The 26,093-nt window shown below is 64.7% G+C and carries 25 protein-coding genes and 1 pseudogene; 10 read left to right on the top strand and 16 right to left on the bottom strand.

Annotated features, from left to right (window positions below; translation table 11 throughout):
• Positions 1–24 precede the first annotated feature (24 nt).
• Both ACVMDN_RS22210 and ACVMDN_RS22205 read right to left on the bottom strand, forming a co-directional pair.
• Positions 25–2,259 (bottom strand): alkaline phosphatase family protein, encoded by a 2,235-nt coding sequence (locus tag ACVMDN_RS22210; RefSeq protein ID WP_456834980.1) that lies wholly within the window; start codon positions 2,257–2,259, stop codon positions 25–27.
• 250 nt (positions 2,260–2,509) lie between these two features.
• A complete protein-coding gene (locus ACVMDN_RS22205; protein ID WP_057018395.1) occupies positions 2,510–2,989 on the bottom strand; it encodes a PaaI family thioesterase in 480 nt (159 codons plus the stop codon).
• A gap of 173 nt (positions 2,990–3,162) precedes the next feature.
• On the opposite strand from ACVMDN_RS22205, the gene purL reads away from it, so the two are divergent.
• Positions 3,163–5,394, top strand: coding sequence for a phosphoribosylformylglycinamidine synthase subunit PurL (purL, locus tag ACVMDN_RS22200; protein WP_456827733.1), 2,232 nt, complete (start codon positions 3,163–3,165; stop codon positions 5,392–5,394).
• A gap of 104 nt (positions 5,395–5,498) precedes the next feature.
• On the opposite strand, the gene ACVMDN_RS22195 is transcribed toward purL, so the two are convergent.
• Positions 5,499–5,759, bottom strand: coding sequence for a GlsB/YeaQ/YmgE family stress response membrane protein (locus ACVMDN_RS22195; protein WP_016843463.1), 261 nt, complete (start codon positions 5,757–5,759; stop codon positions 5,499–5,501).
• Between the two features lie 107 nt (positions 5,760–5,866).
• The gene (soxR, locus tag ACVMDN_RS22190; RefSeq protein WP_057018397.1) at positions 5,867–6,343 is read right to left on the bottom strand and encodes a redox-sensitive transcriptional activator SoxR; all 477 of its coding nucleotides are present in this window, start codon (positions 6,341–6,343) and stop codon (positions 5,867–5,869) included.
• Between the two features lie 131 nt (positions 6,344–6,474).
• On the opposite strand from soxR, the gene ACVMDN_RS22185 reads away from it, so the two are divergent.
• Together ACVMDN_RS22185 and ACVMDN_RS22180 are read left to right on the top strand one after the other, a co-directional pair.
• Positions 6,475–7,590 carry an efflux RND transporter periplasmic adaptor subunit gene (locus ACVMDN_RS22185; protein WP_456834981.1) on the top strand — a complete coding sequence of 372 codons (1,116 nt, stop codon included), beginning with the start codon at positions 6,475–6,477 and terminating at the stop codon, positions 7,588–7,590.
• A 33-nt stretch (positions 7,591–7,623) separates the two neighbouring features.
• Positions 7,624–10,704, top strand: coding sequence for an efflux RND transporter permease subunit (locus tag ACVMDN_RS22180; RefSeq protein ID WP_456834982.1), 3,081 nt, complete (start codon positions 7,624–7,626; stop codon positions 10,702–10,704).
• Positions 10,705–10,803: 99 nt separating this feature from the next.
• On the opposite strand, the gene ACVMDN_RS22175 is transcribed toward ACVMDN_RS22180, so the two are convergent.
• Positions 10,804–11,988, bottom strand: coding sequence for an acyltransferase family protein (locus ACVMDN_RS22175; protein WP_057018399.1), 1,185 nt, complete (start codon positions 11,986–11,988; stop codon positions 10,804–10,806).
• 187 nt (positions 11,989–12,175) lie between these two features.
• Here ACVMDN_RS22175 and ACVMDN_RS22170 point away from each other — a divergent pair, with 187 nt between their 5' ends.
• On the top strand, positions 12,176–12,349 hold the full coding sequence (locus tag ACVMDN_RS22170; RefSeq protein ID WP_024582607.1) for a DUF1328 domain-containing protein: 174 nt from the start codon (positions 12,176–12,178) through the stop codon (positions 12,347–12,349).
• Positions 12,350–12,472: 123 nt separating this feature from the next.
• Here the strand turns inward: ACVMDN_RS22170 and ACVMDN_RS22165 are convergent, their stop codons facing one another.
• On the bottom strand, positions 12,473–12,832 hold the full coding sequence (locus tag ACVMDN_RS22165) for a DUF427 domain-containing protein (RefSeq protein ID WP_456834983.1): 360 nt from the start codon (positions 12,830–12,832) through the stop codon (positions 12,473–12,475).
• Between the two features lie 187 nt (positions 12,833–13,019).
• Here ACVMDN_RS22165 and ACVMDN_RS22160 point away from each other — a divergent pair, with 187 nt between their 5' ends.
• Together ACVMDN_RS22160 and ACVMDN_RS22155 are read left to right on the top strand one after the other, a co-directional pair.
• The gene (locus tag ACVMDN_RS22160) at positions 13,020–13,256 is read left to right on the top strand and encodes a BolA family protein (protein ID WP_016843470.1); all 237 of its coding nucleotides are present in this window, start codon (positions 13,020–13,022) and stop codon (positions 13,254–13,256) included.
• 32 nt (positions 13,257–13,288) lie between these two features.
• The gene (locus ACVMDN_RS22155) at positions 13,289–14,470 is read left to right on the top strand and encodes a low temperature requirement protein A (RefSeq protein ID WP_076828463.1); all 1,182 of its coding nucleotides are present in this window, start codon (positions 13,289–13,291) and stop codon (positions 14,468–14,470) included.
• 9 nt (positions 14,471–14,479) lie between these two features.
• Here the strand turns inward: ACVMDN_RS22155 and ACVMDN_RS22150 are convergent, their stop codons facing one another.
• The 3 genes from ACVMDN_RS22150 to egtB are packed head-to-tail and all read right to left on the bottom strand — an operon-like array spanning position 14,480 to position 17,176.
• A complete protein-coding gene (locus ACVMDN_RS22150; RefSeq protein WP_076828465.1) occupies positions 14,480–14,875 on the bottom strand; it encodes a DUF4345 domain-containing protein in 396 nt (131 codons plus the stop codon).
• Between the two features lie 25 nt (positions 14,876–14,900).
• A complete protein-coding gene (gene egtD, locus ACVMDN_RS22145) occupies positions 14,901–15,869 on the bottom strand; it encodes an L-histidine N(alpha)-methyltransferase (protein WP_456814594.1) in 969 nt (322 codons plus the stop codon).
• A gap of 53 nt (positions 15,870–15,922) precedes the next feature.
• Positions 15,923–17,176, bottom strand: coding sequence for an ergothioneine biosynthesis protein EgtB (gene egtB, locus ACVMDN_RS22140; protein ID WP_253639478.1), 1,254 nt, complete (start codon positions 17,174–17,176; stop codon positions 15,923–15,925).
• 292 nt (positions 17,177–17,468) lie between these two features.
• Between egtB and grxD the strand changes: the two genes are divergently transcribed.
• The 4 genes from grxD (at position 17,469) to ACVMDN_RS22120 (ending at position 21,048) form a co-directional block, all read left to right on the top strand.
• Entirely contained in the window at positions 17,469–17,801 is a 333-nt protein-coding gene (gene grxD / locus ACVMDN_RS22135; RefSeq protein WP_016843475.1) for a Grx4 family monothiol glutaredoxin, read from the top strand.
• Positions 17,798–18,349: an O-acetyl-ADP-ribose deacetylase gene (locus ACVMDN_RS22130; RefSeq protein ID WP_057018462.1), complete on the top strand. Its 552-nt coding sequence runs from the start codon at positions 17,798–17,800 to the stop codon at positions 18,347–18,349. The genes grxD and ACVMDN_RS22130 overlap by 4 nt, the downstream gene beginning before the upstream one ends.
• A 91-nt stretch (positions 18,350–18,440) precedes the next feature.
• On the top strand, positions 18,441–19,682 hold the full coding sequence (locus ACVMDN_RS22125; protein ID WP_456835864.1) for a serine hydrolase domain-containing protein: 1,242 nt from the start codon (positions 18,441–18,443) through the stop codon (positions 19,680–19,682).
• A gap of 103 nt (positions 19,683–19,785) precedes the next feature.
• The gene (locus tag ACVMDN_RS22120; protein WP_253641022.1) at positions 19,786–21,048 is read left to right on the top strand and encodes a serine hydrolase domain-containing protein; all 1,263 of its coding nucleotides are present in this window, start codon (positions 19,786–19,788) and stop codon (positions 21,046–21,048) included.
• A gap of 51 nt (positions 21,049–21,099) precedes the next feature.
• On the opposite strand, the gene ACVMDN_RS22115 is transcribed toward ACVMDN_RS22120, so the two are convergent.
• The 7 genes and pseudogenes from ACVMDN_RS22115 to ACVMDN_RS22085 form a co-directional block, all read right to left on the bottom strand.
• Positions 21,100–22,167, bottom strand: a complete 1,068-nt coding sequence (locus tag ACVMDN_RS22115) for a threonine aldolase family protein (RefSeq protein ID WP_076828474.1) — start codon at positions 22,165–22,167, stop codon at positions 21,100–21,102.
• 39 nt (positions 22,168–22,206) lie between these two features.
• Positions 22,207–22,395 (bottom strand): type II toxin-antitoxin system RelE/ParE family toxin, encoded by a 189-nt coding sequence (locus ACVMDN_RS22110; RefSeq protein WP_456834984.1) that lies wholly within the window; start codon positions 22,393–22,395, stop codon positions 22,207–22,209.
• Positions 22,396–22,482: 87 nt separating this feature from the next.
• Complete coding sequence (locus tag ACVMDN_RS22105) at positions 22,483–22,710, bottom strand: hypothetical protein (RefSeq protein ID WP_076828477.1); 228 nt, start codon at positions 22,708–22,710, stop codon at positions 22,483–22,485.
• Positions 22,711–22,829: 119 nt separating this feature from the next.
• Positions 22,830–23,447 (bottom strand): 30S ribosomal protein S4, encoded by a 618-nt coding sequence (rpsD, locus tag ACVMDN_RS22100; RefSeq protein ID WP_076828559.1) that lies wholly within the window; start codon positions 23,445–23,447, stop codon positions 22,830–22,832.
• Positions 23,448–23,715: 268 nt separating this feature from the next.
• Positions 23,716–24,499, bottom strand: a pseudogene (locus tag ACVMDN_RS22095) (acyltransferase).
• Positions 24,500–24,618: 119 nt separating this feature from the next.
• Complete coding sequence (locus ACVMDN_RS22090) at positions 24,619–25,008, bottom strand: cupin domain-containing protein (protein WP_028339901.1); 390 nt, start codon at positions 25,006–25,008, stop codon at positions 24,619–24,621.
• 291 nt (positions 25,009–25,299) lie between these two features.
• Positions 25,300–26,076 (bottom strand): HpcH/HpaI aldolase family protein, encoded by a 777-nt coding sequence (locus ACVMDN_RS22085; RefSeq protein ID WP_057018410.1) that lies wholly within the window; start codon positions 26,074–26,076, stop codon positions 25,300–25,302.
• Between the last annotated feature and the right edge of the window lie 17 nt (positions 26,077–26,093).

The following is a 26,093-nucleotide window of genomic DNA, read 5'->3' as shown; positions in this document are numbered from 1 at the left end:
TTGCCTGAAATGCCGGACCGTGCTCTAGCGCAGGACCTGGCCCAGCACCTCGCCGTCGACCTGCTGCGGTGCCGAGCCGAGGATTCGCATGATGGTCGGCGCCACGTCGATATTGCGCATGTGCCGCACCACGGTGTCCTTGCGGATCTGCGGCCCGGCGGCGATGAACGTCGCGCTCATCACCGGAAGCTCGGGGTCGTGACCGTGGGCGCCATAGAAGTTCGGCATCGACAGCATGGTGGTTGCCGCGTTGAACGGCGCGTCGCCCTGGCGCGCGACGCCGGGGTTCTGGATGCCGTCGAAATTGTAGCCGGGCGCCATCAGCGCGAACACGTCGCCATAGTCCTGGCCGATGGTCTTGCTGATGCATTGTCCGGTTCCGGCGTCGCATTGCAGCGGCCGGGTCTCGACGACGGTGAAGATGCGTTGGTCCTTGAGTGAGTAGTTGAAGCGGGCATTGGGGTCGACCGCGTTCTTCACCGCGTCAGTGATCTGCGCCACCAGGGTGCGGTAGGTCGCCAGATCAACGGTGCCGCCGAGCTCGCGGTTCTGCAGGTTGATGTAGATGTCGGCGGCGGGGCCGGAGGTGCGGATCCCGACCTTGCTGGTGTCGATCCCGGCGTTGCGCAGGATGTTGGTGAGATTGACCGAGGTGTGGAACGGCGCGAAGCCGTGGTCCGACACCACGATCACGTTGCTGTCGCGGCCCGCCGCATCGGCGATCTGCTTCACCGCCTTGTCGGCCGTCTGGTAGGCGAAACGGATGTAGGACGCGTAGCGCTTGACCTTGGCAGCATCCTGGTTGGCGCCGATCGAATTCGGATCGGTCGGGTTGGTGCCCTGGCGGGGATCGGTCAGCAGGAACTGGTGCTCGGAGCCGTCGGGCTGCTCGATATAGACCATGACGAGGTCGGCGTCCGGATGGGTCTTGATCGCGCGCTCGCCGATATTGGCCTGGTAGCGCACGAAGGTCTTCACCATGTCCTCGAACATCGTCTCGATCTCGACGTCGGAGAAGCTGGTGAAGCCGGGGCTCAGGCGCTCCGGAATGCGGAAGTCGGCCTGCGGACGCCAGAACCCGATGTTGTTGTTGATGTCGTCGACGTCGGCGAGCACAGGCGTATTGCGCGGGATGTAATTGGCGCCGTAGCGGGCGAAGCGCACCACCGCGAGATCGGGAGACAGCGCAGAGACGAAGTACGCGGCACCAACCTTCGCCCCGCTGCCTTCAAAGAAGAACGGTGCGTTCTCGCCGCCGAACTTGACATAGGCCGGTCCGGTCGACGGCGCGTGGAACGGTCCTGCGGTGATGCCGCGGTTGGCATCGAAGAACACCAGCGTGTCGTAGTTCACCTTCCGATCGTTGGTGGTGTGGATTGCGGCGACGCGGATCGAATATTTGACGTCGAGCGTCGAGGCATTGGTGCAGGTCGCGGTTGCCGCGGCCGAGTAGGAGAACGTCTCGATCGGTGCCGAGGTCACCAGCACCGGGCTGAACGAGAAATGGCCGGCAGCCTGCAGCGCCGTCACGATGCTCGGGTCGGCGGTGAAGTCGCCTCGCGACAGCGAGAAACCCTGGGCCCCGATGCCGCCGAACGCGCCGAACGGGACCGTGAAGTCGGTGATGCGGGTCGGCTGGGCCGGCTGCACCACGGTCTTGTTGATGGAGATGTCGGCGCCGTCGCCGCCGGGCCAGGTCGCCGTGACAACCTTCTTGCCCTGCTGGCGCAGCTGCACCCACAACGGCACCGCGGTCGGGTGCGGCGACGGCCCGAGCGGATTCTCGCTGTAGCCGCCGATCGGCGCCGCAAAGCCGCTGATGCTGCCGGAGATCGGCCCGACGATCGGCTCGAACGTGTTCGAGGGGATGTCGTTGTGGACCGCCGTCGAACCGGTCGCGATGGCAATATGAGACACCGCGGTGAGCGACGGTGACGCCGTCACGTTCTGCAACGCCACCGCGCCGCGTCGGCTGAGCCGGGCGAGGCCGCCGTCGCGCGGCAGTACGCCTTCCTCGATGAATTTCTGGATGAAATCGGGCTTGGCACCGTCAAGCGAGATCATCACCACGCGCGGCTTGCGGCCGTGATGACCGCCGTCATGATCCTGGTCTTGATCCTGATCGTGACCGCGAGCATCGCCAACGCCGCGATCACCATTATCGCCGTCTTGACTGGCGCGCGCCGGAGTTGCAGTCCACACCAGCGATGCGACAAGCGACATCGCCGTCGTAACGGAAACGAACGTCTTCAATTTCATGAGAATGCCCCAATTTCGCTGCGCGAACGCACAAACGGAAACCGTTCAGCAATCTTCGGGGGCTTGCCTGACGCGCATGTGACGCGCGCGCGACGACGCAACGACAGTGCGTCGATGCGTCACAACTGCAGTTCGTATTGCCTCACGCGAAGAACGCGCGTGAACACAACGCGCTAGAGCTGTGCTGTCGATTCAATCCGTGCCGATGTAACGGCTGGATGACGGCGAGCGTCCACAGACGTCACACGCTTTACGCCGTTGCCTGCGCCGGCGCCCTGCGCTTCACCCGCTTGATGGTGCCGGAGAAGGTGAACAGCGGCCGCTCCGCCGATGTCAGCATGCCCCGCACGAAGATCAGCGACATGCCGGCGCGGGTGACCTCGCCGGTGCACTCGATCAGGTCGCCCTCGCGGGCGGCGTCGAGGAATTCCGACGCGAACGACACCGTGACGCCGGGGCCCTGCAGCACCGAGCCGGCGAGCGCGAACAGGCAGTAATCCGCGAAGGTCATGAAGCAGCCGCCGTGGACGTTGCCGGAGCCGTTGAGGTGCTTCTTGCCGACCCGGAACGCGCAGGTGATGCGGCCGTTCTCGTCCATGCGGTGGTAGAACGGGCCGGTATGGGTCTCGAAATTGTCCCGGGTCCAGGTTCGCCAGCCGGCGAATTCGCCCTCGGTTTCGACGTGCAGGTCGGGGCGGCGGTTGAATGCGGTTTTGGCGAGCTCGTTCACGAAATATGGCCTTCAATTATCGGGTTCGGGTCCTTAAATCCGATCCATCCCCATTGTGCAAATCCCGGGACCAAATCCCGGGCCGCGGCCAGCTGCCGCAAAGCTCTGGACAGGCCGGAAATGGGCCCTAAAAGGCCTTTTCGCCCCCGTTCTATCTACCTATTAAGGGTCCCATGAACGCGCCCAAGAACGACGCCAAGAACGAGCCCCAAATCACCCCCGAACTCGTCGCCGCCCACGGGCTGAAGCCAGACGAGTACGAGCGGATCCTGAAGCTGATCGGGCGGGTTCCGACCTTCACCGAGCTCGGCATCTTCTCGGCGATGTGGAACGAGCACTGCTCGTACAAGTCGTCGCGCATCCATCTGCGCGGGCTGCCGACCAAGGCCCCCTGGGTGATCCAAGGCCCCGGCGAGAATGCCGGCGTGATCGACATCGGGGACGGGCAGGCCGTGGTCTTCAAGATGGAGAGCCACAACCACCCGAGCTACATCGAGCCCTACCAGGGCGCGACCACCGGCGTCGGCGGCATCCTGCGCGACGTCTTCACCATGGGCGCGCGCCCGATCGCCTGCCTGAACGCGCTGAGCTTCGGTGCGCCCGAGCACCCTAAGACCCGGCATCTGGTGTCCGGCGTGGTCGCGGGCGTCGGCGGCTACGGCAATTCCTTCGGCGTGCCGACGGTCGGCGGCCAGGTGCGTTTCCACACCCGCTATGACGGCAACATCCTGGTCAACGCCATGGCGGTCGGCCTCGCCGACGCCGACAAGATCTTCTACGCGGCGGCCTCCGGCGTGAACATGCCGATCGTCTATCTCGGCTCCAAGACCGGCCGCGACGGCATCCACGGCGCCTCGATGGCCTCGGCCGAATTCGACGACGCCTCCGAGGAGAAGCGCCCGACCGTGCAGGTCGGCGATCCCTTCGCCGAGAAGCTCTTGCTGGAAGCCTGCCTCGAGATCATGGAAAAGGGTTGCGTGATCGCGATCCAGGACATGGGCGCGGCGGGCCTGACCTGCTCGGCGGTCGAGATGGGCGCCAAGGGCGATCTCGGCGTCGAGCTCGACCTCAGCGCGGTGCCGACCCGCGAGACCGGCATGAGCGCCTACGAGATGATGCTCTCGGAGAGCCAGGAGCGCATGCTCATGGTGCTCAAGCCCGAGAAGGAGAAAGAGGCCGAGGCGATCTTCCGCAAATGGGGGCTCGATTTCGCAATCGTCGGCTACACCACGCCGACCAAGCGCTTCGTCGTTAAGCATGCTGGCGACGTGATGGCCGATCTGCCGATCAAGGAGCTCGGTGACGAGGCGCCGGTCTACGACCGTCCGCACGTCGCCTCGAATGCGCTGCCGGTGATCCGCGGGCAGGACGTCAAGCCGCCGCTCGGCATCGCGGATGCGCTGGAAAAGCTGATCGGCACGCCCGAATTGTGCTCGAAGCGCTGGGTGTGGGAGCAGTACGACCACGTCATCCTCGGCAATACGATGCAGCGCCCCGGCGGCGATGCCGCGGTGGTTCGCGTCGAGGACGGACCGAAGGGCCTTGCGCTCACCGTCGACGTCACGCCGCGCTATTGCGAGGCCGATCCGTTCGAGGGCGGCAAGCAGGCGGTCGCGGAAGCCTGGCGCAACATCACCGCGGTCGGCGGCCGGCCGCTCGCGATCACCGACAATCTCAACTTCGGCAATCCCGAGCGCCCCGAGATCATGGGCCAGTTCGTCGGCTGCCTGAAGGGCATTTCGGAGGCCTGCCGCACGCTGGATTTCCCGGTCGTGTCCGGCAACGTCTCGCTCTACAACGAGACCAACGGTCGCGGCATCCTGCCGACGCCCTCGATCGGCGGCGTCGGCCTGCTCGACGATTTCACGAAGTCCGCGACCCTGGCGTTCAAGGCGGCCGGCGAGGCGATCCTCCTGGTTGGCGACACGCAGGGCTGGCTCGGCCAGTCGGTCTATCTGCGCGACGTCTGCGGCCGCGAGGAGGGCGCTCCGCCGCCGGTCGATCTCGCTGCCGAGAAGCGCAATGGCGACGTGGTGCGCGGCATGATCCACGCCGGCACCGCGACCGCGGTGCACGACGTCTCCGACGGCGGTCTTTTGATCGCGCTCGCCGAAATGGCGATCGCAAGCGGCATCGGCGCGCAACTCCTGGCCGCGCCGTCCTCGATCGTGCCGCACGCCTATTGGTACGGCGAGGATCAGGCCCGCTACATCGTCACCGTGCCGGCCGCCGACGCAGGCCTCGTGCTGGCCAAGATGAAGGGCGCCGGCGTGCCCTGCGCGCGCATCGGCACCACCGGCGGCGACGCGATTGCGGTGGCCGGGGAGTCGCCGGTTGCGGTCGAAAGCCTGTCGCGCGCCTTCGAGCACTGGCTGCCGAACTACATGCACGGCGCTGCCGCCTGATTCGAGCGAATCGGGCGCTGCGGCGCATAGCAAAGATCTCAATGGCGCGATGAACCCTTCATCGCGCCATTTCTATTCCGAACGTGATCCCTTCGGATCATGCCTTATGTCGCGCCGCGGACCGCGCGCCAGGCAAAGATGATGATGCAGGCGCCGATGAAGCCGGCGACGAGATAGCTGAGCCAGCCTCCGCCGAGCGATACGCCGAGCAGACCCAACAGCCAGTTCGCCAGCGCGGCGCCGACAATGCCGAGGATGATATTCATGAAGATGCCGGTTCCGGATTTCATGAACATCTCGGCGAGCCAGCCCGCCAGTCCGCCGACGATGATGGCGGCGATCCATCCAACTTGAGGGTCGTTCATCTCAGGACTCCCTAGGGTCAAGCAGTCCGGCCAGCATACCTGAGAATCACCTGGCGGGATGTGACCAAAGGCAGGTTGTGCGCAACTTGTCGGCCGCGAAAATGCCGTTAGCCCCGCCGCTTGCGCCGCGCCCGGCGTTCGGCCGCGGTGATCAGGATGCGCGGGCCCGGCCCTTGGGCGCCGAGCTTGTCGTCGCAGTTGCGCAGCGGGCAATCGGTCACCGACAGGCAGCCGCAACCGATGCAGTTGAACAGCTTGTCGCGGAGGTCGGTGAGATCGTTGATGCGCTGCTCCAGCGTCTCGGTCCAGGCCCGCATCGCGCGCTCCCATTCGCGCACGGTCGGCGCGCGATCGAGCGGTATCGCGGCGAAGGTCTGCCTGATCTCCTCCAGCGGGATCCCGGCGCGCTGCGCGATCCTGATCACCGCGATTCGCCGCAGCACCCCGCGCATGTAGCGCCGCTGGTTGCCGCCGGTGCGCCGGCTCGCGATCAGTCCCTTGCTCTCGTAGAAGTGAAGGGTGGAGACGGCAAGTCCGCTGCGCCGCGCCACTTCGCCGACTGAAAGCTCCTGCGCAAGCGTCATTGCAAATCCTGGATTAGAAGTCCTGCAAGCTGCCAGCCTTGACCTCAACCATACTTGAGGTTCTATATCAGTTGCGGGCTTGCAGGGGCAAGCTTCCGGCCGACACGCCGGGGTTCGTTCTTGGAAGCAATATGCCGTCCGCATCATTTTCGTCGCGCCGCTGGCTCGGGCTTCGTGCCAGGCCGTTCGGCATCACCGTTCTGTTGCTCGCCTGTGCCGCGGCCGGCTTGTTTGCCTGGCGCGCAGGCGGATCCAGCGCCTCGGCCAAGTCCACCGCCGAAGCCCCGCCGACGCCGGTCGCGGCGATGGTGGTGCGGACCGAAACCCTGCCGCGGTCGATCGAGGCGATCGGCTCGCTGCAGGCGGTGCGTCAGGTGATTCTGGCGCCGGAGGTTGCCGGCCGCGTCACCGCGATCAATTTCGATGCCGGCATCGATGTCGCCGAGGGCGCGCCGCTGGTGCAGCTCTATGACGCGCCGCTGCGCGCCGCGCGTGCGGTTGCGGTCTCCAAGGGACGCTTCGCGCAATTGCAGGAGAAGCGCTCGCAGGGCCTCGCGCCGTCCGGCTTCGTGACCCAGGAGACGCTGCAGCAGCGGCAGGAAGATCTGAAGCAGGCCGACGCCTCGCTCGACCAGCTCGATGCCCAGATCGCGCAGATGACGATCCGCGCGCCGTTCGCGGGCCAGATCGGTCTGCGCAAGGTCAATCTCGGCCAATACGTCAATGCCGGCGATGCGCTCGCGACGCTGACCGCGCTCGACCAACTCTATGCCAATTTCACCGTTCCGCAGCAGCGCCTGTCAAATCTGAAGGTGGGAGGCGCGGTGACGATCCGTACCGATGCTTTCCCCGATCGGGTGTTCGAGGCCAAGATCAACGCCATCGAGCCGCAGGTCGCCGAGGACACCCGCAATGTCCTCGTGCAAGCCCTGTTTCCTAATCCCGACCGGCTGCTGCGGCCGGGCCTCTTCGTGATGGTAAGCGTGGTGCTGCCGCCGCAGGCGGACGCCATCGTGGTGCCGGTGACCGCGATCCAGACCAGCGCATCCGGCGAGAGCGTGCTGGTCGTGCGCGACAACAAGGCGGTCGGCGTCGCTGTCAAGACCGGGCAACGGATCGGCGAGCGTGTCGTGGTGGAGCTGGGGCTTGCGCCCGGCGATCACATCGTCACCGCGGGCCAGCTCCGCGTCATGCCCGGCGCGGCCGTCCAGACGACCATGGCGGAGACGCCGGAGAAGGGGCGCTGACCCGCGAGCGGTAGGCGACCAAAGGCAAGCATCATGCATTTCACCGACATCTTCATCCGCCGGCCGATTCTGGCGACGGTCGTCAGCCTGCTGATCCTGTTGATCGGCACCGCAGCGATGGTCTCGCTGCCGGTGCGGCAATATCCCAACATGGAGAGCGCGACGATCCAGGTCGACGTCTCGTTCCCCGGTGCGACCCAGGACGTGATGCAGGGCTTCGTCACGTCCGTCATCGCGCAGTCGATCGCGACCGCCAACGGCATCGAGTACATGACCTCGAACTCGACGCTTGGCCTCAGCCAGATCAAGGCCAAGCTGGTGCTCAACGCCAATGCCGACCGCGCCATGACCGAGGTGCTCGCCAAGGTGCAGCAGGTCAAGTACCGGATGCCGACCGGCGTGTTCGACCCTGTCATCACCAAGATCACCGACGGCGCCTCGGCGGTGCAGTACATCGCCTTCACCAGCGACACGCTGACGCCGGCGCAGATCACCGACTTCGCGACCCGCGTGGCGCAGCCGCTGCTCACCTCGGTGCCCGGCGTGGCGTCGGCCGACACCTCGGGCGGATCGTCGCTGGCGATGCGGGTGTGGATCGATCCGTTCAAGCTCGCGGCACGCGGGCTGACCGCGGCCGATATCTCCGCCGCGCTGCGGTCCAACAACGTGCAGGCGGCGCCGGGGCGGCTGCGCGGCGAGATGACCGTCACCAACATCTCCGCGGCGACCGATCTGCGCAATCTCGACGATTTCCGCAAGATGGTGATCAAGACCGGCGCCGGCGGCGGCGGCCTGGTGCGGCTCGGCGACGTCGCCACCCTCGAGATCGGCGGCGAGAACTACGATTCCAACGCACGCGACAGCGGCAGGCCCACCGTCTACATCGCGGTGCAGCCGACCCCCGACGGCAACCCACTGGAGATTGTCGCCGCCACCGCCAAGGTGATCGAGGACCTCAACCGCGTGGCGCCGCCCGGCTTGAAGGTCGCCGACGTCTTCAACATCGTGCACTTCGTCAAGGCCTCGATATCGGAGGTGCAGCATTCGCTGGCCGAGGCGATCGCGATCGTGGTGGTGGTGATCCTGCTGTTCCTGGGCTCGTTCCGTTCGGTGCTGATCCCTGTGGTCACCGTGCCGCTGTCGCTGGTCGGCACCGCCGCGATGATGCTGGCGCTCGGCTTTTCGATCAATCTGCTGACCCTGCTCGCGATGGTGCTGGCGATCGGGCTCGTGGTCGACGACGCCATCGTGGTGGTGGAAAACATCCATCGTCACATCGAGGAAGGGCGGAGCCCCAGCGACGCCGCCTTGATTGGCGCGCGCGAGATCATCGGTCCCGTGATCGCGATGACGATCACGCTCGCCGCGGTCTATGCGCCGATCGGCCTGATGGGCGGCCTGACCGGCAGCCTGTTCCGCGAATTCGCCTTCACACTGGCGGGCTCGGTGGTGGTCTCGGGCGTCATCGCCCTGACCTTGTCGCCGATGATGAGCGCGCAGCTGCTCGGCGAAGCCAACTCGCACGGCCGATTTGCCCGTTTCGTCGAGCATCAGTTCTCAAGGCTGTCGCGTGGCTACGGCCGGCTGCTGGCCGCGACGCTCAAGATGCGCGCAGCGGTGCTGCTGGTGGCATTCGGCGTGCTGGCGGCGATCGTGGTGCTGTTCCTCGGCAGCCAGCGCGAGCTCGCGCCCTCCGAGGACCAGGGCTATGTGTTCACCGTGCTCCGCGCGCCGCAATATGCCAGCGTCGATTACACCACGCGCTCCTCCGACCAGATCGAGCAGCTGTTTCGCTCGTTTCCCGAATACCATGCGAGCTGGTTCATCAACGGTACCGACGGGCAGAACCATGCCTTCGGCGGCATCACCCTGACCGATTGGGACAAGCGCAAGCGCTCGGCCAACGACATCCAGAACCAGCTCTACGGCATGTCCTACGGCGTGCTCGGCGCCAGCGTGACGCCGTTCCAGCCGGCGGCGCTGCCGGCGGCGACCGGCGGCCTGCCGTTTCAGATGGTGGTGCGCTCGGCCGGCGATTTCGCCACCATCTATCAGGAGGTCGAGACGCTGAAGGGGGCCGCATGGAAGAGCGGGCTGTTCGCCTTCGTCGACAGCGATCTTGCCTTCGACAGCCCGACCGCGCGGATCACCATCGATCACGCCAAGGCGGCCGAGGCCGGCGTCAGCATGCAGACCATCGCCGACACGCTCGCGGTGCTGGTCGGCGAGAATTATGTCAACCGCTTCAATTTCTTTGAACGCTCCTACGAGGTGATCCCGCAGGTGCGCCAGGCCGACCGGGTCACGCCGGAAGGGCTCGGAAACTTCAACGTCCGTTCGAGCTCGGGGCAGATGTTTCCGCTGTCGACGGTGATCAAGGTCAACGTCAAGCCGGAGCCGAACCGGCTGCCGCAGTTCAATCAGATGAACGCGGCGACGATCTCGGCAGTGCTGAAGCCCGGCGTCACCATGGGGCAGGCGGTGTCGTTCATGCAGGGGCAGAAACTGTCGCCGGGGATGACCGTCGACTGGCTGTCGGACAGCCGGCAATATGTCCAGGAGGGCAACCGCCTGATCGTGACCTTCGGCATGGCGCTGATCGTGATCTTCCTGGTGCTGGCGGCGCAGTTCGAGAGTTTTCGCGATCCGCTGGTGATCATGGTCACGGTGCCGCTCGCGGTCTGCGGTGCGCTGCTGCCGCTGTATTTCGGCTTCACCACGCTGAACATCTATACCCAGATCGGCCTCGTCACCCTGATCGGGCTGATCTCCAAGCACGGCATCCTGATGGTGAGCTTTGCCAACGAGATCCAGCACCATGAAGGGCTCGACCGGGTCGCCGCGATCCAGAAGGCGGCCGCGGTGCGGATGCGGCCGGTGCTGATGACGACAGCCGCGATGGTTGCGGGCCTCGCCCCGCTGCTCTATGCCGACGGCGCCGGCGCGGCGAGCCGCTTCGCGATCGGCATCGTCGTGGTGATGGGCATGCTGATCGGCACGCTGTTCACGCTGTTCGTGCTGCCGACCTTCTACATCCTGATCGCCCGCGATCATCGCGCGGCGGCCGCCCCGCGGCTGGAAAGCGTGGCGGCGAGGGGCGAGATCGCTGCGTAGGCGTAGGGTGGGTAGAGCGCAGCGAAACCCACCATCTCGATGCACGGCACGAAAGTGATGGGTTTCGCTGCGCTCTACCCATCCTACGGGTTCATCGAACTAAAGCACGTATCTCGAGCCGGGAATCTTGCGCAACACGGCCGTGACCGCCCAGCTCAGCGCCACAGTGGCGAAGAACGCGATCGCGGCCTTGGCGAAGGCCGGCAGATCCATATCAAACAGCCAGTATTGCAGCCACAGCACGATCGGATAGTGCACCAGGAACATTCCGTAGGCGTCGCCCTGCATCCGGTCGAGCAGCGTCGGGCCCGACGATTTCGATTGCAGGAAGTAGGCCAGGATCGCGAACAGGATCGAGGCGCTGAACAGCACATAGAAGGTACCGTAGATCCCGAGATACCAGCCCGGCAGCGGATCGGGGTTACCGATGATCATGCGCTTGATGTAGATCATCACCCACATCAAACAGTAGGGGATCAGCGTGATGCCGGTCCAGAACCAGCGGCGCTCGGTCAGCCGTCCGTGCGCGCTGAGCACGCCACCCTCGAGGTTCGCCGCCCCGATTCCCGCTCCGATGAAGAAATAGGACGCGTACAGCAGCACCCGACTCGCCTGCACCGAAAACGGTCCGAACTCGAACCAGTAGTTCTGGCCGTAATGGACCAGCATCGGCAGGTAGGCGGCGACACTGACGATGACGAGGAACAGCCAGAACTTCGAGGGACGTTGAAATCCCTTGATCGATAGGCGGTTGATCGGATCGAGCAGACGCGGCGACACCCGGTACAGCAGGCTCGCCGTGAGGTCGAAAGCCATCAGGACGTAGACGAACCAGATCGGTCCGCTTGGCCACGGCCCGACCGTCATGGTTTTCCACCAGAATTCGGAGAAGCTCAGCCCCGGCGTCGCGCGCAGCGCGATCGCGTAATAGGCGATCGGAATGACCGTGACAGCGCAGATCACGAACGGCAGGCCGAGCCGCAGCAGCCGGTCGCGCAGGAAGATCAGCCATGGCTTGTTGCCGAGCCCCGGCCAGACGAACAGCCCCGACAGGAAAAAGAACATCGCCATGAAGAAGCTGTCGGTGGCGAGCACCACGCAGTCGAAGCCGATCCACGATGTCGGGTCGGTGTGCCCGAAATAGGTGTAGGGGATCACCGCGTGGTGCAGCAGCACGACCAAGGTCAGGAAGGTGCGCGCGCGGTCCAGCGCGACATTGCGCTTGTGGAGCTTCGGTGCTGCCTGGATGTCGACGGCCGGAGCCGCGTGAGCAATCGATTTCATGGTGCCACCAGCCGGGTCTGCATCCTGATGTTGCAGTCGGGAACCTGATTCAGCAAGGCCCAATCGGCTGGACGGGGGAGTATCGAGGTCGGTCATCTCGGCGAAGCCGTTTCGTCTTTGGAACTGCGGTCGGGTGCGGGCGTTCTCGTTCGACCTGGCGGACACGCGCGGTTATGAGGAGCGGGTAATGACAATTCTGAAATGGGCGCTGATCTTCCTTGTCGTATCGATCATCGCGGGTTTGCTTGGCTTCACCGGCATTTCCGCCGCCTCCGCCGACATCGCGCGCTTTCTGTTCTATGTGTTCGTCGTGATCTTCCTGGTGCTCCTGATCCTCGGGCTCACGATATTCAGGGTATAGCTGGGATCGGGGCCAAGCGCTCCCGACGTCATGCCCGGGCCTCGCCCGGGCATTGCCGTTTTGCAGGCTGAGTCAGCGCGCGACCAAAGGCCGGGCGAGGCCCGTCGCTTGCGGCAGGCGACCCTAGGCGACTTCCTCGATCTTCACCTTGTCCGGATAGAAGGCGAGGTGGCCGGCGATCTCGGTCATCGCCGGGAAGGGCTCCTCATAGGTCCAGATCGCGTTGTCCAGCGTCTTGCCGTTGGCCTTGATGCTGAAGTAGGTCGCGTCCCCCTTGTACGGGCAATGCGTGGTCCGCTCGGTGCGGGTCAACAGCTCCATGTTGGCGTCCTGCCGGGGGACGTATTGCACGGCCGGATAGCTCGCTTCCTTCAAGGTCAGCGCATGGGTAGTCTCGGCGATCACGACGCCGTCCGCGATGACGCGGACGCGCTTGGCGTTGGGCGTGATCGTAATGGGATGATCGGGGCCGGGGAGCTTCATGATTCTGCGCCTCTTCTGGTCATTTCGGTGTGATGGCTTGTGACCGATTGATGCAGGTTTAAATCGCTGGGAATGGGAATATAGTGTGCCCGGGATGACCTAGAAGACCCCAAGGGCTAGGTTTTATCCTTAGGTTTATCTGGCCGATCTGGCCCTGATTCGAACGACCTGACGGAGATGGACTGGGATGCCGATGGACGCCCGTGATATCGAATCGATGATCAAGGCAGCGATTCCCGATGCCGAGGTGACGATCCGCGATCTGGCCGGCGACGGCGACCACTACGCCGCCACTGTTATTTCCGAGTCCTTCCGCGGCAAGTCCCGCGTCCAGCAGCACCAGATCGTCTACCAGTCGCTGAAGGGCCAGATGGGCGGCGTGCTGCACGCGCTGGCCCTGCAGACCGGCGTGCCGGAAGGCTAGGCCCGGCAAAGCTGCGGGCGGGGGCCTCAAGCATGGTGGACAATCCACGCGGTGCGATGTTTCGCGTCATCGTGCCGAACCAGCACAGCCGCGTCACCAATGCCGAGCTGTTCTTCGACCTCGTCTTCGTCTTCGCCGTCACGCAGCTGTCGCATACGCTGCTGCACCACTTCACCCCGCTTGGGGCGGTGCAGGTCACGCTGCTGTTCCTCGCGGTGTGGTGGGTGTGGGTCTACACCACCTGGGTCACCAACTGGCTCAATCCCGAGCTGACGCCGGTCCGCCTGCTGCTGTTCGTGCTGATGCTGGGCGGGCTGTTGCTGTCGACCTCCATACCGACCGCCTTCGAGGGCCGCGGGCTGTGGTTTGCCGGGACCTATGCGGCAATGCAGGTCGGCCGCACCACGTTCTGGCTGCTGGCGACGCCGCGGCGCCGGACGGCGGTGCGCCACAACGCCATCCGCATCCTGACCTGGCTGTCCTGCTCGGCCGTGCTGTGGATTCTCGGCGGATTCGCCGAGCACGAGACGCGGATGTGGCTCTGGATTGCGGCGCTGACCATCGAATATATCGCGCCGGCCGCGCGGTTCTGGACCCCTGGGCTCGGCTTTTCCTCGATCGAGGCGTGGTCGGTCGAGGGCGGCCACATGGCCGAGCGCTGCGCCGGCTTCATCATCATTGCGCTCGGCGAGGCCATCGTGGTCGATGGCGCGACCTTTGCCGAGCTGACCTGGACGCCGGAGAATGTCACCGCGTTCATCTCGGCGCTGGTCGGCAGCATCGCGATGTGGTGGATCTATTTCCACAAGGGCGCCGAAGCCGGCTCGGATATGATCTCCAAGTCAGAGGAATCCGGGCGCGTGGCGCGGATCGCCTATACCTATCTGCACATGCCGATCGTCGGCGGCATCATCCTCACCGCGGTGGCCGACGAACTGGTGCTGAAGCACCCGTCCGGTCATTCCGATCTGAACACGATCGTCAGCTCGGTCGGCGGGCCCATGCTGTTCCTGGTCGGAACCATCCTGTTCAAATATGTGATCCGCAACTTCCTCCAGCTGTCGCACGGCGTCGGCATCGTCGCGCTGGCGATCACGGCCTATTTCGCCCGCGAGATGTCGCCGCTGGTGCTCTCGATCGTCACCACCGCGATCATGATCGTGGTCGCCGCGTGGGAGTCGATCTCGCTGCGGTCGACGGGGGAAGAGGAATAGCGGCGGCCGTTACTTGCGGCCGGCCTTTGCTACCAGGTGCTGCCAATAGACGAACAGCGGTGCGCCGATCACTTCGAGCGCGGTGAAGCCCACGAAGGGCAGCGGCGGCAAGCCGACCATCAGCATCGACAGCAGCCTGCCGATGCCGCCGAGGAAGATGCCGCCCCAGACCACCCGAAACAGCACGCTCTCGCTTTCGATCCGCGGTACCAGCCAGAGCAGCGCGAGGCCGAGACCAAGCCAGACCCCGCCGAAGAAGCGCAGATTGCTGTCGAGCACCGGCAGCGCCGGAACGCCCGCTGAGGCGTAGAGCGGATCGCTGACGCCCAGCATGGTGATGATGCCGGTCAGGATCGGGACCAGGGCGAGCAACGCCGTCGCGATCTGCAGCGGACGCCTGCCCATGATTTGCCCCGTCCTGGTTTGGGCGCTAGTCCGCGACCAGTGCGTGCACCGAGAACATCGTGTTGGCGTCGGTCCAGCTTTCGCGCACCGTCCAGCCCGCGCTGCGGGCGAGCGCGGTGAAGCGCTCGAGCGAGTATTTGTAGCTGTTCTCGGTGTGGATGCTCTCGCCCGGACGGAACGCAAAGGTGTTGCCGAGGATGCGCACGGTCTGCGCCTTGCGACTGATCAGGTGCATCTCGATGCGATGGCGATCGCGGTTGTAGATCGAGCGGTGCGTGAATCCCGACAGATCGAAATTGCCGCCGAGCTCGCGGTTGATGCGAACCAGCACATTGAGGTTGAACCGCGCGGTGACACCGGCTGCGTCGTTATAGGCGTCGTACAGCACGCGCTCGTCCTTCTCGAGGTCGACGCCGATGATCATCTGCGCGCCGTGGCCGAGGATTTTTCGCGCGCTGCGCAGGAAGGCCAAGGCCTCGCTCGGCTCGAAATTGCCGAGCGTCGAGCCGGGGAAGAAGCCGACCTTCGGCATCGTGGCGACGGCCTCGGGCAGCGTGAACGGCGTGGTGAAATCGGCAGCGACCGGGTAGATGCCGAGGCGAGGGAAATCCTTCCGCAGCCCGTCGGCCTGGGCTTTCAGGAAATCGCCTGAGATATCGACCGGCGCATAGGCTGCGAATTCGCAATGCTCGAGCAGCAGGCGCACCTTGGTGGTCGCGCCAGCGCCGAACTCGACCAGCGCCGCGCCGTCAGGGATGATCGCGGCGATCTCGTCGCCGCGGTCGCGCAGGATGCCAAGCTCGGTGCGCGTTGGATAATATTCCGGCAGCACCGTGATCTGCTCGAACAGCTCGGAGCCGGTGGCGTCGTAGAAATATTTCGGCGACAGCCGTTTCGGGTGACGGGCGAGATCGCCAATCACGTCGCCGGCAAACACCGATGTCGCTTCGTCGAACGGATACGCTTTGGCCAAAGCGGCGGCATGCACATTCATGATACTCTCCCGAACGCGCTTACCGACGCGTTATTGATGTCGACAGGACTCAATCAGGCATAGTCTGCGAGGCGTAACCCCGTGAATTGCCAGCGATGGTGTGGATAGAAGAAGTTGCGATAGGTGACGCGGCTGTGACCTGAAGGCGTCGCCAGCGACGAGCCGCGCAGCACGAGCTGGTTGACCATGAACTTGCCGTTGTACTCACCGAGCGCGCCTTCGATCGCGCGGTAGCCCGGATAGGGCGAATAGGAGCTACGGGTCCATTGCCAGACGATGCCGTAGGCGTCGTTGAGCAGGCCGGCGCGCGCGGCGACCTCCCATTCCATCTCGGTCGGCAGGTGCCTGCCGGCCCATCGGGCGAAGGCGTCGGCCTCGTAATAGCTGACGTGGCAAACCGGCGCTGACGGATCGATCGGCTGCAGGCCGCCGAGCGTCATGAGCTTCCATTCGCCGTCGATCTCGCGCCAATGGCCGGGTGCCTGCCAGCCCTCGTTGCTCACGGTGCCGAAGCCATCCATCAGCCACAGCGTGGCGGTGGAATAGCCGCCGTCCTTCATGAAGGCGAGCCAGTCGGCATTGGTGACGAGGTTCTTCGCGAGCTTGACCGGGCCGACCAAGGCGCGATGCGCGGGCTTCTCATTGTCGAAATGGAAGCTGTCCTCGCCATGGCCGACGGTGTGGATGCCTTCGTTGAGCGTCACCCATTCCTCAGGCCCGTGCTGCGACGCCGGGAAGCGCCACGCCGGATCGTAGGCCGGCGGGATCGGGTTCTGCGCGAAGGCATGCAGGATGTCGGTGTACATCAGCTCCTGATGCTGCTGCTCGTGATTGAGCCCGACCTCGACCAGCGGCACCAGCGCCTCGAGCGTGTCGGCGCCGGCAGTCTGGAAGAATTTCACCACCTCGGCATCGACATGGCGGCGGTAGGCGGTGACTTCGTCGGCGGTCGGGCGGGTCAAATGGCCGCGCTGGTGGCGGGCGTGCCGCGGACCGGCGCTGACGTAATAAGAATTGAACAGATAAGCGTAGTCGGGATGGAATGGCGTGTAGCCCTTGACGTGCTCGCCGAGCAGGAACTGCTCGAAGAACCAGGTGGTATGGGCGCGGTGCCATTTGGCTGGGCTCGCGTCCGGCATCGACTGGATCAGCTGGTCTTCGGGCGACAGCGGTGCGGCCCGCCGTTCGGTCTCGTCGCGGACGGCGCGATAGGCGTCCACCAAGCGCTGGGCGAGCGGGCCGGATTCGGAGGATAGTGACGGGGGGACGGCGGGAAGGGCGGCCGCGGCAGAGGCTGGTTTCGTCACAGGGGTCTCCGATTCAATGGAGAGAACGTTGCTTCGGCAAACTGGTTCCCAACGGACAGTTCGTCCTAGATAGGGGCTCCGTTACGGGAAAAAAGCCTCCCCCCGCGATGATATTGGGGCCGTCAGATAATCCCGGCCCATTTTGGGCGCCCGCAGCGCCCGGTGCATGCCAGATTTCCGCCATTTTGCTTTGGATGCACAATGGTTTGAGCTACATATATAGTCAGTCACGGGTTAGAAGGGTGGGCCGGCCCGTCAAGGCCTGAGAGCGCCGCCCCCGAAGGAAGCGAAAATGAGCATCGAGCAATTCATCGACAACGAAGTGAAGTCGAACGACGTCGTGCTGTTCATGAAGGGCACGCCGCAATTCCCGCAGTGCGGGTTTTCCGGTCAGGTCGTGCAGATCCTCGACCACATCGGCGTCGGCTACAAAGGCCTCAACGTTCTCGAATCCGCCGAGCTGCGCAACGGCATCAAGGTCTATTCGAACTGGCCGACGATTCCGCAGCTCTATGTGAAGGGCGAGTTCGTCGGCGGTTGCGACATCATCCGCGAGATGTTCCAGGCCGGCGAATTGCAGCAGCTGTTTGCCGACAAGGGCATACCGGTCGACGTGGCTGCCTGACCTTGACGGCGCGCCAGATCGGCAAGGCGCGGCTCGAAGTCATCGTTACCGACATCACGACCCTGCGCGTTGACGCCATCGTCAACGCGGCCAATTCATCGCTGCTCGGCGGTGGCGGCGTTGACGGTGCGATCCATCGTGCCGCGGGGCCCGAGCTGCTCGCTGAGTGCCGCACCTTGCACGGCTGCAAGACCGGCGATGCCAAGATCACCAAAGGCTATCGGCTCCCGGCCAAGCACGTGATCCACGCCGTCGGCCCGATCTGGCACGGCGGCATTCAAAACGAGGATGCGCTGCTCGCATCCTGCTATCGCCGCGGCATCGAGCTGTGCCACGCCAATCAGCTGGGCTCCATCGCATTTCCCGCCATCTCGACCGGCGTCTATCACTTCCCGCCGGATCGCGCCGCCGACATCGCGGTCAAGGCCGTCGTCGATGCCCTGGCCGCCGCACCCGGCCTCGCGCAGGTGATCTTTTGCTGCTTTTCTGCCCAAAGCGGCGAGCTTCATCAGAAGGTCCTTGGGGCCTTTGGCAGCCCTTGTGCCTGATGATACCGCCGCTACACTTCCCCGTGATTTCCGGGGAGGGATAATCCAAATGCATTCATTTCGTTTGACGTGCGCGGCCGCGGCCGCCGCGATGGTGCTGGCGGCGCCGGCGTACCCGCACACCGAGGGCACCTACGAGATTCCGGCGGGTGCGCATTTCAACCGCGACAAGCTCGCCAAGATCAGCGAGTTCTTTAAGAACGAGGTCGCGACCGGGAAGATTCCCGGCGCCATCGTCTTGATCCAGCAGCGCGGCAAGCCGGTCTATCACGAGGCCTTCGGCGTGCAGGATGTGGTCAGCAAGGTGCCGATCACGGACAAGACCATCTTCCGGCTGGCCTCGATGTCCAAGTCGATCACCGCCGTGGTGTCGATGCAGTTGCTGCAGGAAGGGAAATACAAGCTCGACGATCCCGTCTCGAAATACATCCCGTCCTTTGCCAACGTGAAGGTCGGCGTCGAGAAGAAGGCCGAGGACGGCACCAAGACGCTGGAGCTGGTGCCGCCAAAGCGGCCGCTCACGATCCTCGATCTGATGACGCATACGTCGGGTATCACCTACGGCTTCTATGGCGACAGCCTGGTCCGCAAGGCCTACAAGGAAGCCAATATCTACGGCGGAGATTTTGATCTCGCCGAATTCGCCGAGCGGATCGCCAAGCTGCCGCTGCACAACCAGCCCGGCGCGCTCTGGCAATACGGCCATTCCACCGACATTCTGGCGCGCGTGATGGAGGTGACCACCGGCGAGAAGCTCTCGACGATCGAGCGCGAAAGGCTGCTCGATCCGCTCGGCATGAAGGACACCGGCTTCTTCGTCACCGATCCCGAGAAGCAGAAGCTGATGGCCGAGCCGATGCCGAACGACAGCGACTTCCGGGTCGGCCGGGTCAACGATCCGACCAAGGTCAAGAAATGGGAGTCCGCCAGCGGCGGCATGGTCTCGACCATGGCGGATTATTCGCGCTTCGCGCAGATGCTGCTCAATGGCGGCACCCTCGACGGCAAGACCATCCTGAAGCCCGAGACGTTCAAGGAGCTGACGACCGACCGCGTCGGACCGGGCTCCGGCGTCGAGCGCGACTTTTTTTACTTCCCCGGCGACGGCTTCGGCTTCGGGCTTGGGATCGCGGTGCGCACCGATCCCGGCACTGCGAAGCCACCACCGCCCGGCGATCTCGGCGAGCTGAAATGGGACGGCGCCAGCGGCTGCTATTATGTCATCGACCGCAAGCAGGACTTCTTCTTCGTTCTGCTGGAGCAGACGCCGACCGAGCGTCAGCGCATCCAGCGGACGCTGAAGCAGCTCGTCTATGAAGCCATGGAAAACTAGAGCGTTTTCGAGCGAAGTGGATACCGGTTCGCGTGAAGCAGCGCGTTGAAAAGAAGGGAATGACGGCATGATCCGATTCAGGCGGATCGGCTCATGCGCTTGCATGCGTGGGGGCCGCGCGTTCGTCGCGGCACTAGCGTTCGCGTTGGTCGCAACGATTGCGAAGGCCGGCTCCGCGGGGCCGGCCGCGCACAGCTTCTCGGCGGAGGGCCTCGCCAGGGTCTCCGACTATGTCAGGAACGAGGTCGCGACCGGAAAGATCCCGGGCGCGATCCTGCTGCTGCAGCAGCATGGCAAGCCGGTCTACTACGAGAAGTTCGGGGTTCGCGACGTCGCCACCGAGCTCTCGATGAGCGCGGATACCATCTTCCGCCTCTATTCGATGTCGAAGCCGATCACCACGGTCATCGCGATGATGCTGGTCGAGGAAGGCAAGCTCGCCCTCGGCGATCCGGTGTCGAAATATATCCCGTCCTTTGCCGACATGAAGGTCGGGGTGGAAAAGCGCGGCGATGAGGGCAAGATGGCGATGACGCTGGAGCCGCTGAGGCGCCCCATCACCATCGAAGACCTGATGCGCCACACCGCCGGCCTGCCTTACGGCTATTACGGCGGTGGTATCGTGAACAAGACCTACGCCGATGCCGGCCTGTTCAACAACGATCCCGACAATGCCGAATTCGTCGCGCGGCTCACGGCGCTGCCGCTCGCCGAACAACCCGGCACGCAATGGGACTACGGCCATTCCACCGACGTGCTCGGCCGCATCATCGAGGTGATCACAGGGAAGTCGCTGTTTCAGGTCGAGCAGGAGCGGCTGCTCGGCCCGCTCGGGATGAACGAGACCGCGTTCTACGTCGCCGACCGGGCGAAATGGCCGCTGATCGCCGAGCCGATGCCGAAGGATCGCACCATCAGTCCGGTCGCCGACGTCCGCAATCCGCGCAAGCGGCTGCGATGGGAATCCGGCGGCGGCGGCATGGTCGGCACCATCGGCGACTATGCGCGCTTCTCGCAGATGCTGCTGAACGGCGGCAGCTATGAGGGCAGGCGCTATCTGAAGCCGGAGACCATCGCGCTGATGGCGAGGGACCATATCGGTCCGGAGACCGGCGTCGTGCGCGACCAGAACTACTATCCTGGTCCGAATTCCGGCTTCGGCCTCGGCTTCGCGGTCCGCACCTCGGTGCCGGCGAACACAGACTGGCCGCTGGGCGAGTATCGCTGGGACGGCGTCGGCGGCACCTTCTTCTTCATCGATCCCGCGGACGACCTGTTCGGGATCTTCATGGTGCAGACGCCGTCGCAGCGCGGCCGGATCCAGCAGGAGCTGAAGACGCTGATCTACCAGGCGATGGGGCGGTAGAATTCAGCTTCGAAGCCCGGATGAAGCGAAGCGCAATCTGGGCTACGGGAGTTACGCCGCGCGCACGATGTCCCTGACGTGTCCGACCGCTTCCTCGATCATCGCCGCGGTGACATCGAGATGCGTGCAGGCCCTGATCCGGCCGTCCATCATCGCCAGGGTCACGCCGCGCTTGCGCAGCTCGGCGACCATCTTGTCGCCTGAGACGCCGGCGCCGTCGGGCTTGAAGAAGACGAGGTTGGTCTCCGGCGCCTGCACCGCGATGCCGTTGATCTGCGACAGGCCGCGCGCCAGCGCCCGCGCATTGGCATGGTCGTCGGCGAGGCGGTCGACATGGTGATCGAGCGCATGGATGCAGGCGGCGGCGCAGACGCCGGACTGCCGCATCGAGCCGCCGAGCCGCTGCTTCCAGCGCCAGACATCGTCGATGAAGGCGCGGGTGCCGGCGATCACGCCGCCGATCGGCGCGCCGAGGCCCTTGGAGAAATCGATCCAGGCGGAATCCCAGCCCGCCGTCATGTCGCGCGGCGTGATGCCGGACGCCACTGTCGCATTGAGCAGCCGCGCGCCGTCCATGTGGGTGACAAGGCCGTGGGCCTTGGCGGTACGCACGACCTCGTCGAGCGCCGCCTTCTTCCAGATCGTGCCGCCACCGATATTGGCGGTCTGCTCGACGCTGACGAGCACCTGCGGCGGCTGGTAGCGGGTGCGCGGATGCAGCGCGGCCTGGAAGGTCTCAGGCGTGAACTGGCCGTCATCGCCCGGCAGCTGCGTGATCTGGAAACCGCCGAGCGCGGCATGGGCGCCGCCCTCGCGCGCAATGATATGCGCGGTCGCATGCGCCAAAATCTCGTCGCCGGGGCGGCAATAGGCCAGCGTCGCCGCAACGTTGCACATGGTGCCCGACGGCATGAAGACGGCAGCCTCCTTGCCGAGCAGATCGGCGACGCGGGCGCAGAGCTCATTGGTGGTCGGATCGTCGCCGACCTGCTCGTCGCCGACCTCCGCCTTCGCCATCGCCTCGCGCATCGCCGGCGTCGGCCTGGTCTGCGTATCGGACAGAAGGTTGATGCGGACGGGCGGGGCCTTGGGATCGGGCCGGGCAGGGGTGTAGTGCATGGGCTTTCCTCATCGCTCCGCTGGCGTGCGGAATCGCCGCTAGCGTATAGGCCTCCGGGCAGCGTGACGAAACCGCATAATTATGATCTCGGTGGGCGTCACGCGATAGTCGATCAGGTAGGGATAAGGTGTCGCCGAAAGCCGGCGGACGCCTGAGCGGCTTGTCGGGCGCCCTGCGCGCGGCTGCTCTTGCAGCAGCGTGACAAGTGCCAAGATGCGGTCCCGCACGTCGACCGCCCCCCTGGGGCGATCGTGTCTCGATATAGGAGAGTGCCTGATCAATCTGAACAAGAGCGCGTCGCGTGTAACGGACGCTCACAGCCCGTGCTTTGCCCACATCGCACGGACTTCCTCGGCCGTTGCCAGCTCGCCGCGTGCAATCTCGGAGTCGGCTTCAGCCAGATCGGCGTCTTCTTCCGGCGCGAGCTGAAGCGGTGGTTGGTCGACGCCGGCAAGCTGCAGCATGATGCGCGCGAGCTCGTCCTGCTCTGTGTCAGGCAAGTTTGAAACTGTCTCGAAGGCCTGTTCCAGTAACCGGGTCATCGGCAAGAAACCTCAACGGGCAGTCATCTGCCAAGTCCCGAATATCATAGTCGTCTTGTGGGCAAACAAAAAGGCCCCGGCAAAACCGGGGCCTTTCGGATATCGCAATGCTGCAGTGATCAGCGCGAATAGAATTCGACGATCAGATGCGGCTCCATCTGCACCGGGAATGGCACGTCCGAGAGGCCGGGGGTGCGCGCGAACGTCGCGGTCATCTTGGAGTGATCGACCTCGATGAAGTCGGGCACGTCACGCTCAGGGAGCTGGGCCGCTTCCAGCACCGGCGTCAGCTGCTTGGAGGAGTCCTTGACCTCGATGAGGTCGCCGACCTTCAGCTTGTAGCTGCCGATGTTGACCTTGCGGCCGTTCACCTTGATGTGGCCGTGGTTGATGAACTGGCGCGCGGCGAACATCGTGGAGACGAACTTGGCGCGGTAGACCACGGTGTCGAGACGGCGCTCCAGGAGGCCGATCAGGTTCTCGCCGGTGTCGCCCTTCAGGCGGCTGGCTTCGACATAGATGCCGTGGAACTGGCGCTCGGAAATGTTGGCGTAGTAGCCCTTGAGCTTCTGCTTGGCGCGCAGCTGCACGCCGAAGTCGGAGAGCTTGCCCTTGCGGCGCTGGCCGTGCTGGCCGGGGCCGTATTCGCGGCGGTTCACGGGGCTCTTCGGGCGGCCCCAGATATTCTGGCCCATGCGGCGATCGATCTTGTACTTCGCCTCACTGCGCTTTGTCATCGCGTCCTCTTTGTACAGCCGTCGCACCCAGCGCCCGGCGTTTTGTCAGTCTAGGGTTTGAGGAGACGCGCCCTCCTGTGTACCGGCCAAAAGGCCTGTACCGACAGGTCCGCCTCGAAAGCTCGGGGAGGACCACGGGTCGCGAAACGCATCGCGGGCCGAAACCGGCCCGCGAGCAAGGTGGTCTTAAGGAGAAAGTCCGGTTCTGTCAAACAAAACGCAGGGCATTTTGGGCCGAATCGGCGTCAAAATTGGCCAATTTCGTCCGTTAGAGGCGGCTTCCGGCCGCCCGGACCAGCCGGGCATCGGCTTGCGGCCGGCCCGCGCCCAGTTCGGCGGCGATTTCGCCGCCCAGCACCTGCTCGAGGCGGATCAAGGTCTGCGCGATCAGGGCGGCGTCGCGGACCAGATGGTCCCAGCGCAGCACCACGTCGACGGTGTGGTCCGGCCTGATCACGCCATAGCTCAACAGGAATGGCCCGGGGCTCAGCGCGTGCAATTCGCCGGGGCCATAGGCCGCGACCGAGGTCACGCCAAAGCTGCCGTAGAAATTGGCGCGCTGCCGCCAAAATTCATCCTGATCGCCCACGCCAGGCGGCGCAGCGGAAGCGGCAGGCGGGTCACGCAGAGCATTTTGCGGAACGAGGGGATTTCGTGCAGCGGCGCGGTCTTGGCGCGGCGGATCCGCGCGTCGACCTCGGCGAGCGGCATCTCGTCGGCGGCACAGACGCGCTCGAACAGCACACAGTCCTCGCCCTTCTCAACGCGCGCAATCGCCACCATGCCGACGCTGCGCGGCAGCTCGTAGAGGCAAGGCCACGGCCATTTGACGTGCAGCGTGCGCAAGGTTGGCTCGGTCCTGGCGACCAGCGCGAATGCCTTGACGAAGATGGCGGCCCAGCCCGGTGCCTGCGCCGCACGTGCACGGCCTCGACGATTGCACGGACGTTCAGGGTGCGCTTCAGGGAGACCAGCGGCACGCCGGTCGATGCATGCATCAGATCGGCGACCAGACGGCGCGGCAATGAAATCTGACGAAATTTACCGCGCATCCGTTCGGTTCAGTTCCTTAGCAAACAGGCAAAAAATCAAAGGCCCGGCGAGCTCAAATGGTTGCTCGCCGCACCTGAAGCTTAGATGAACCAACTGGTCGGAGACCAAGGGGTTCTGCTCACGGCGCGGGTTTTGCCAACGGCTCGCCGGCCTTGACCACATAGACGCCGAGCACCTTGAGCGGCTTGTCGCCGGACGTCTTGGCGTCGTGCACCGCGCCTTCCGGGATCTGGTAGGAATCGCCCGCCTTCAGCTTCAGCGGCGGTTTGCCGTCGATCAGAAGCTCGAGCTCGCCTTCGAGCACATAGCCGGTTTCAGCGCCGGGATGGGTGTGACGCCCGGACGCACCCCCGGCCGGAACCTCGGCGATCGCGGTGACCGTGTTGTAGCCCGGCGGAAAATCGACCTTCTGCAGCGGCGTCCGCTTGATGCCGCTCTGCTGCGCAAAGGCAGCGCCGGCACCGGCAAGGGCAATCACGGTGAGACCAAGCAGTAATTTCCTGAACATGGATTTTCCTCCCAACCCGCAAAACTCTAGCAGCGCGGAATCGCGGCGGAAAGCGGGCGATATGTGATGTGCACTTGCGACGTTGGGATTAGTCCGTTCATCCAACAGCGCGGGTTTGCGCCGCTTATTCATGAGCTACTCAGGCGAACGAGCTGTCTCGGCGACACGCATCGTTCGCGCCGTCGCAGGCGCGATGCCGGAAGTTGCGCCCGCGGTTCCTTCACGACGTGACTGGAACCTGCTCGCCGGCGGCTGTGAACAAGCGGAGCGCCGCGCGGCCGCGTTTGACGCCTACCGCTTGATCCCCGCGAACGCAGCCGCAATACCGCGCTGGAACAGCGACCAGTCGAAGCCGAGTGCGAGCGCGAGGTAGCCGCGGTCGATCATCGCATTGGCCTGTTCGGCGGTGCGCGCGACGCCGCCGATCGGCACGCCGCTCTTCATGATGCCTTGCTCGGCGCGCTGCATCAGCGCGACCACTTCAGGATCGTCGGGCAGACCGCGCTTGTTGATCGAGGTGGCGAGATCGCCGGGGCCAATCACTGCGAGGTCGATGCCCGGTGTCGCCATGATCTCGTCGATGCGGTTGACGGCATCGACGTGCTCGATCGTGATCATGCAGATCATGTCGTCGTCAGCGGTCGCCATATAGTCGTTCATCGAGACGCCCCAGCGGAACGGCGCATGGAACGGTCCCCAGAGCCGGTCGCCTTGCGGCGGATAGCGCACGCTGCGCACCGCCTTCACCGCATCGCTTGCGTTGCAGATCATCGGAAAATTGATGCCGAGCGCGCCGATGTCCATCGGTGCCTTGGCGAGATGCGGCTCGTTGGCGGCGATCCGCACCATTGGCACGCAGGGCGTGCCCGAGGTCGCCACGATCATCGCATGGGCGGTGCCGAGATCGATCGGGCCGTGCTCGAGATCGACGATGATCCAGTCCAACGACTGCGCCATGATCTGCACGGTCTGGATGCTCGGAATGGTCGCGATCGCGCCGAAGGTCGGGCGCTTGTCGCGCCACGCCTCGCGCAGGCGATTGAGCGGTGTCAGCGGGGCTGCGGTCAAATTTGGTCCTCCCTTGA

The sequence above is a fragment of the Bradyrhizobium sp. USDA 4510 genome (assembly GCF_054059095.1).
Note: the sequence above shows the minus strand (reverse complement) of the source record. Positions and strands in the feature narration are given on the sequence as shown.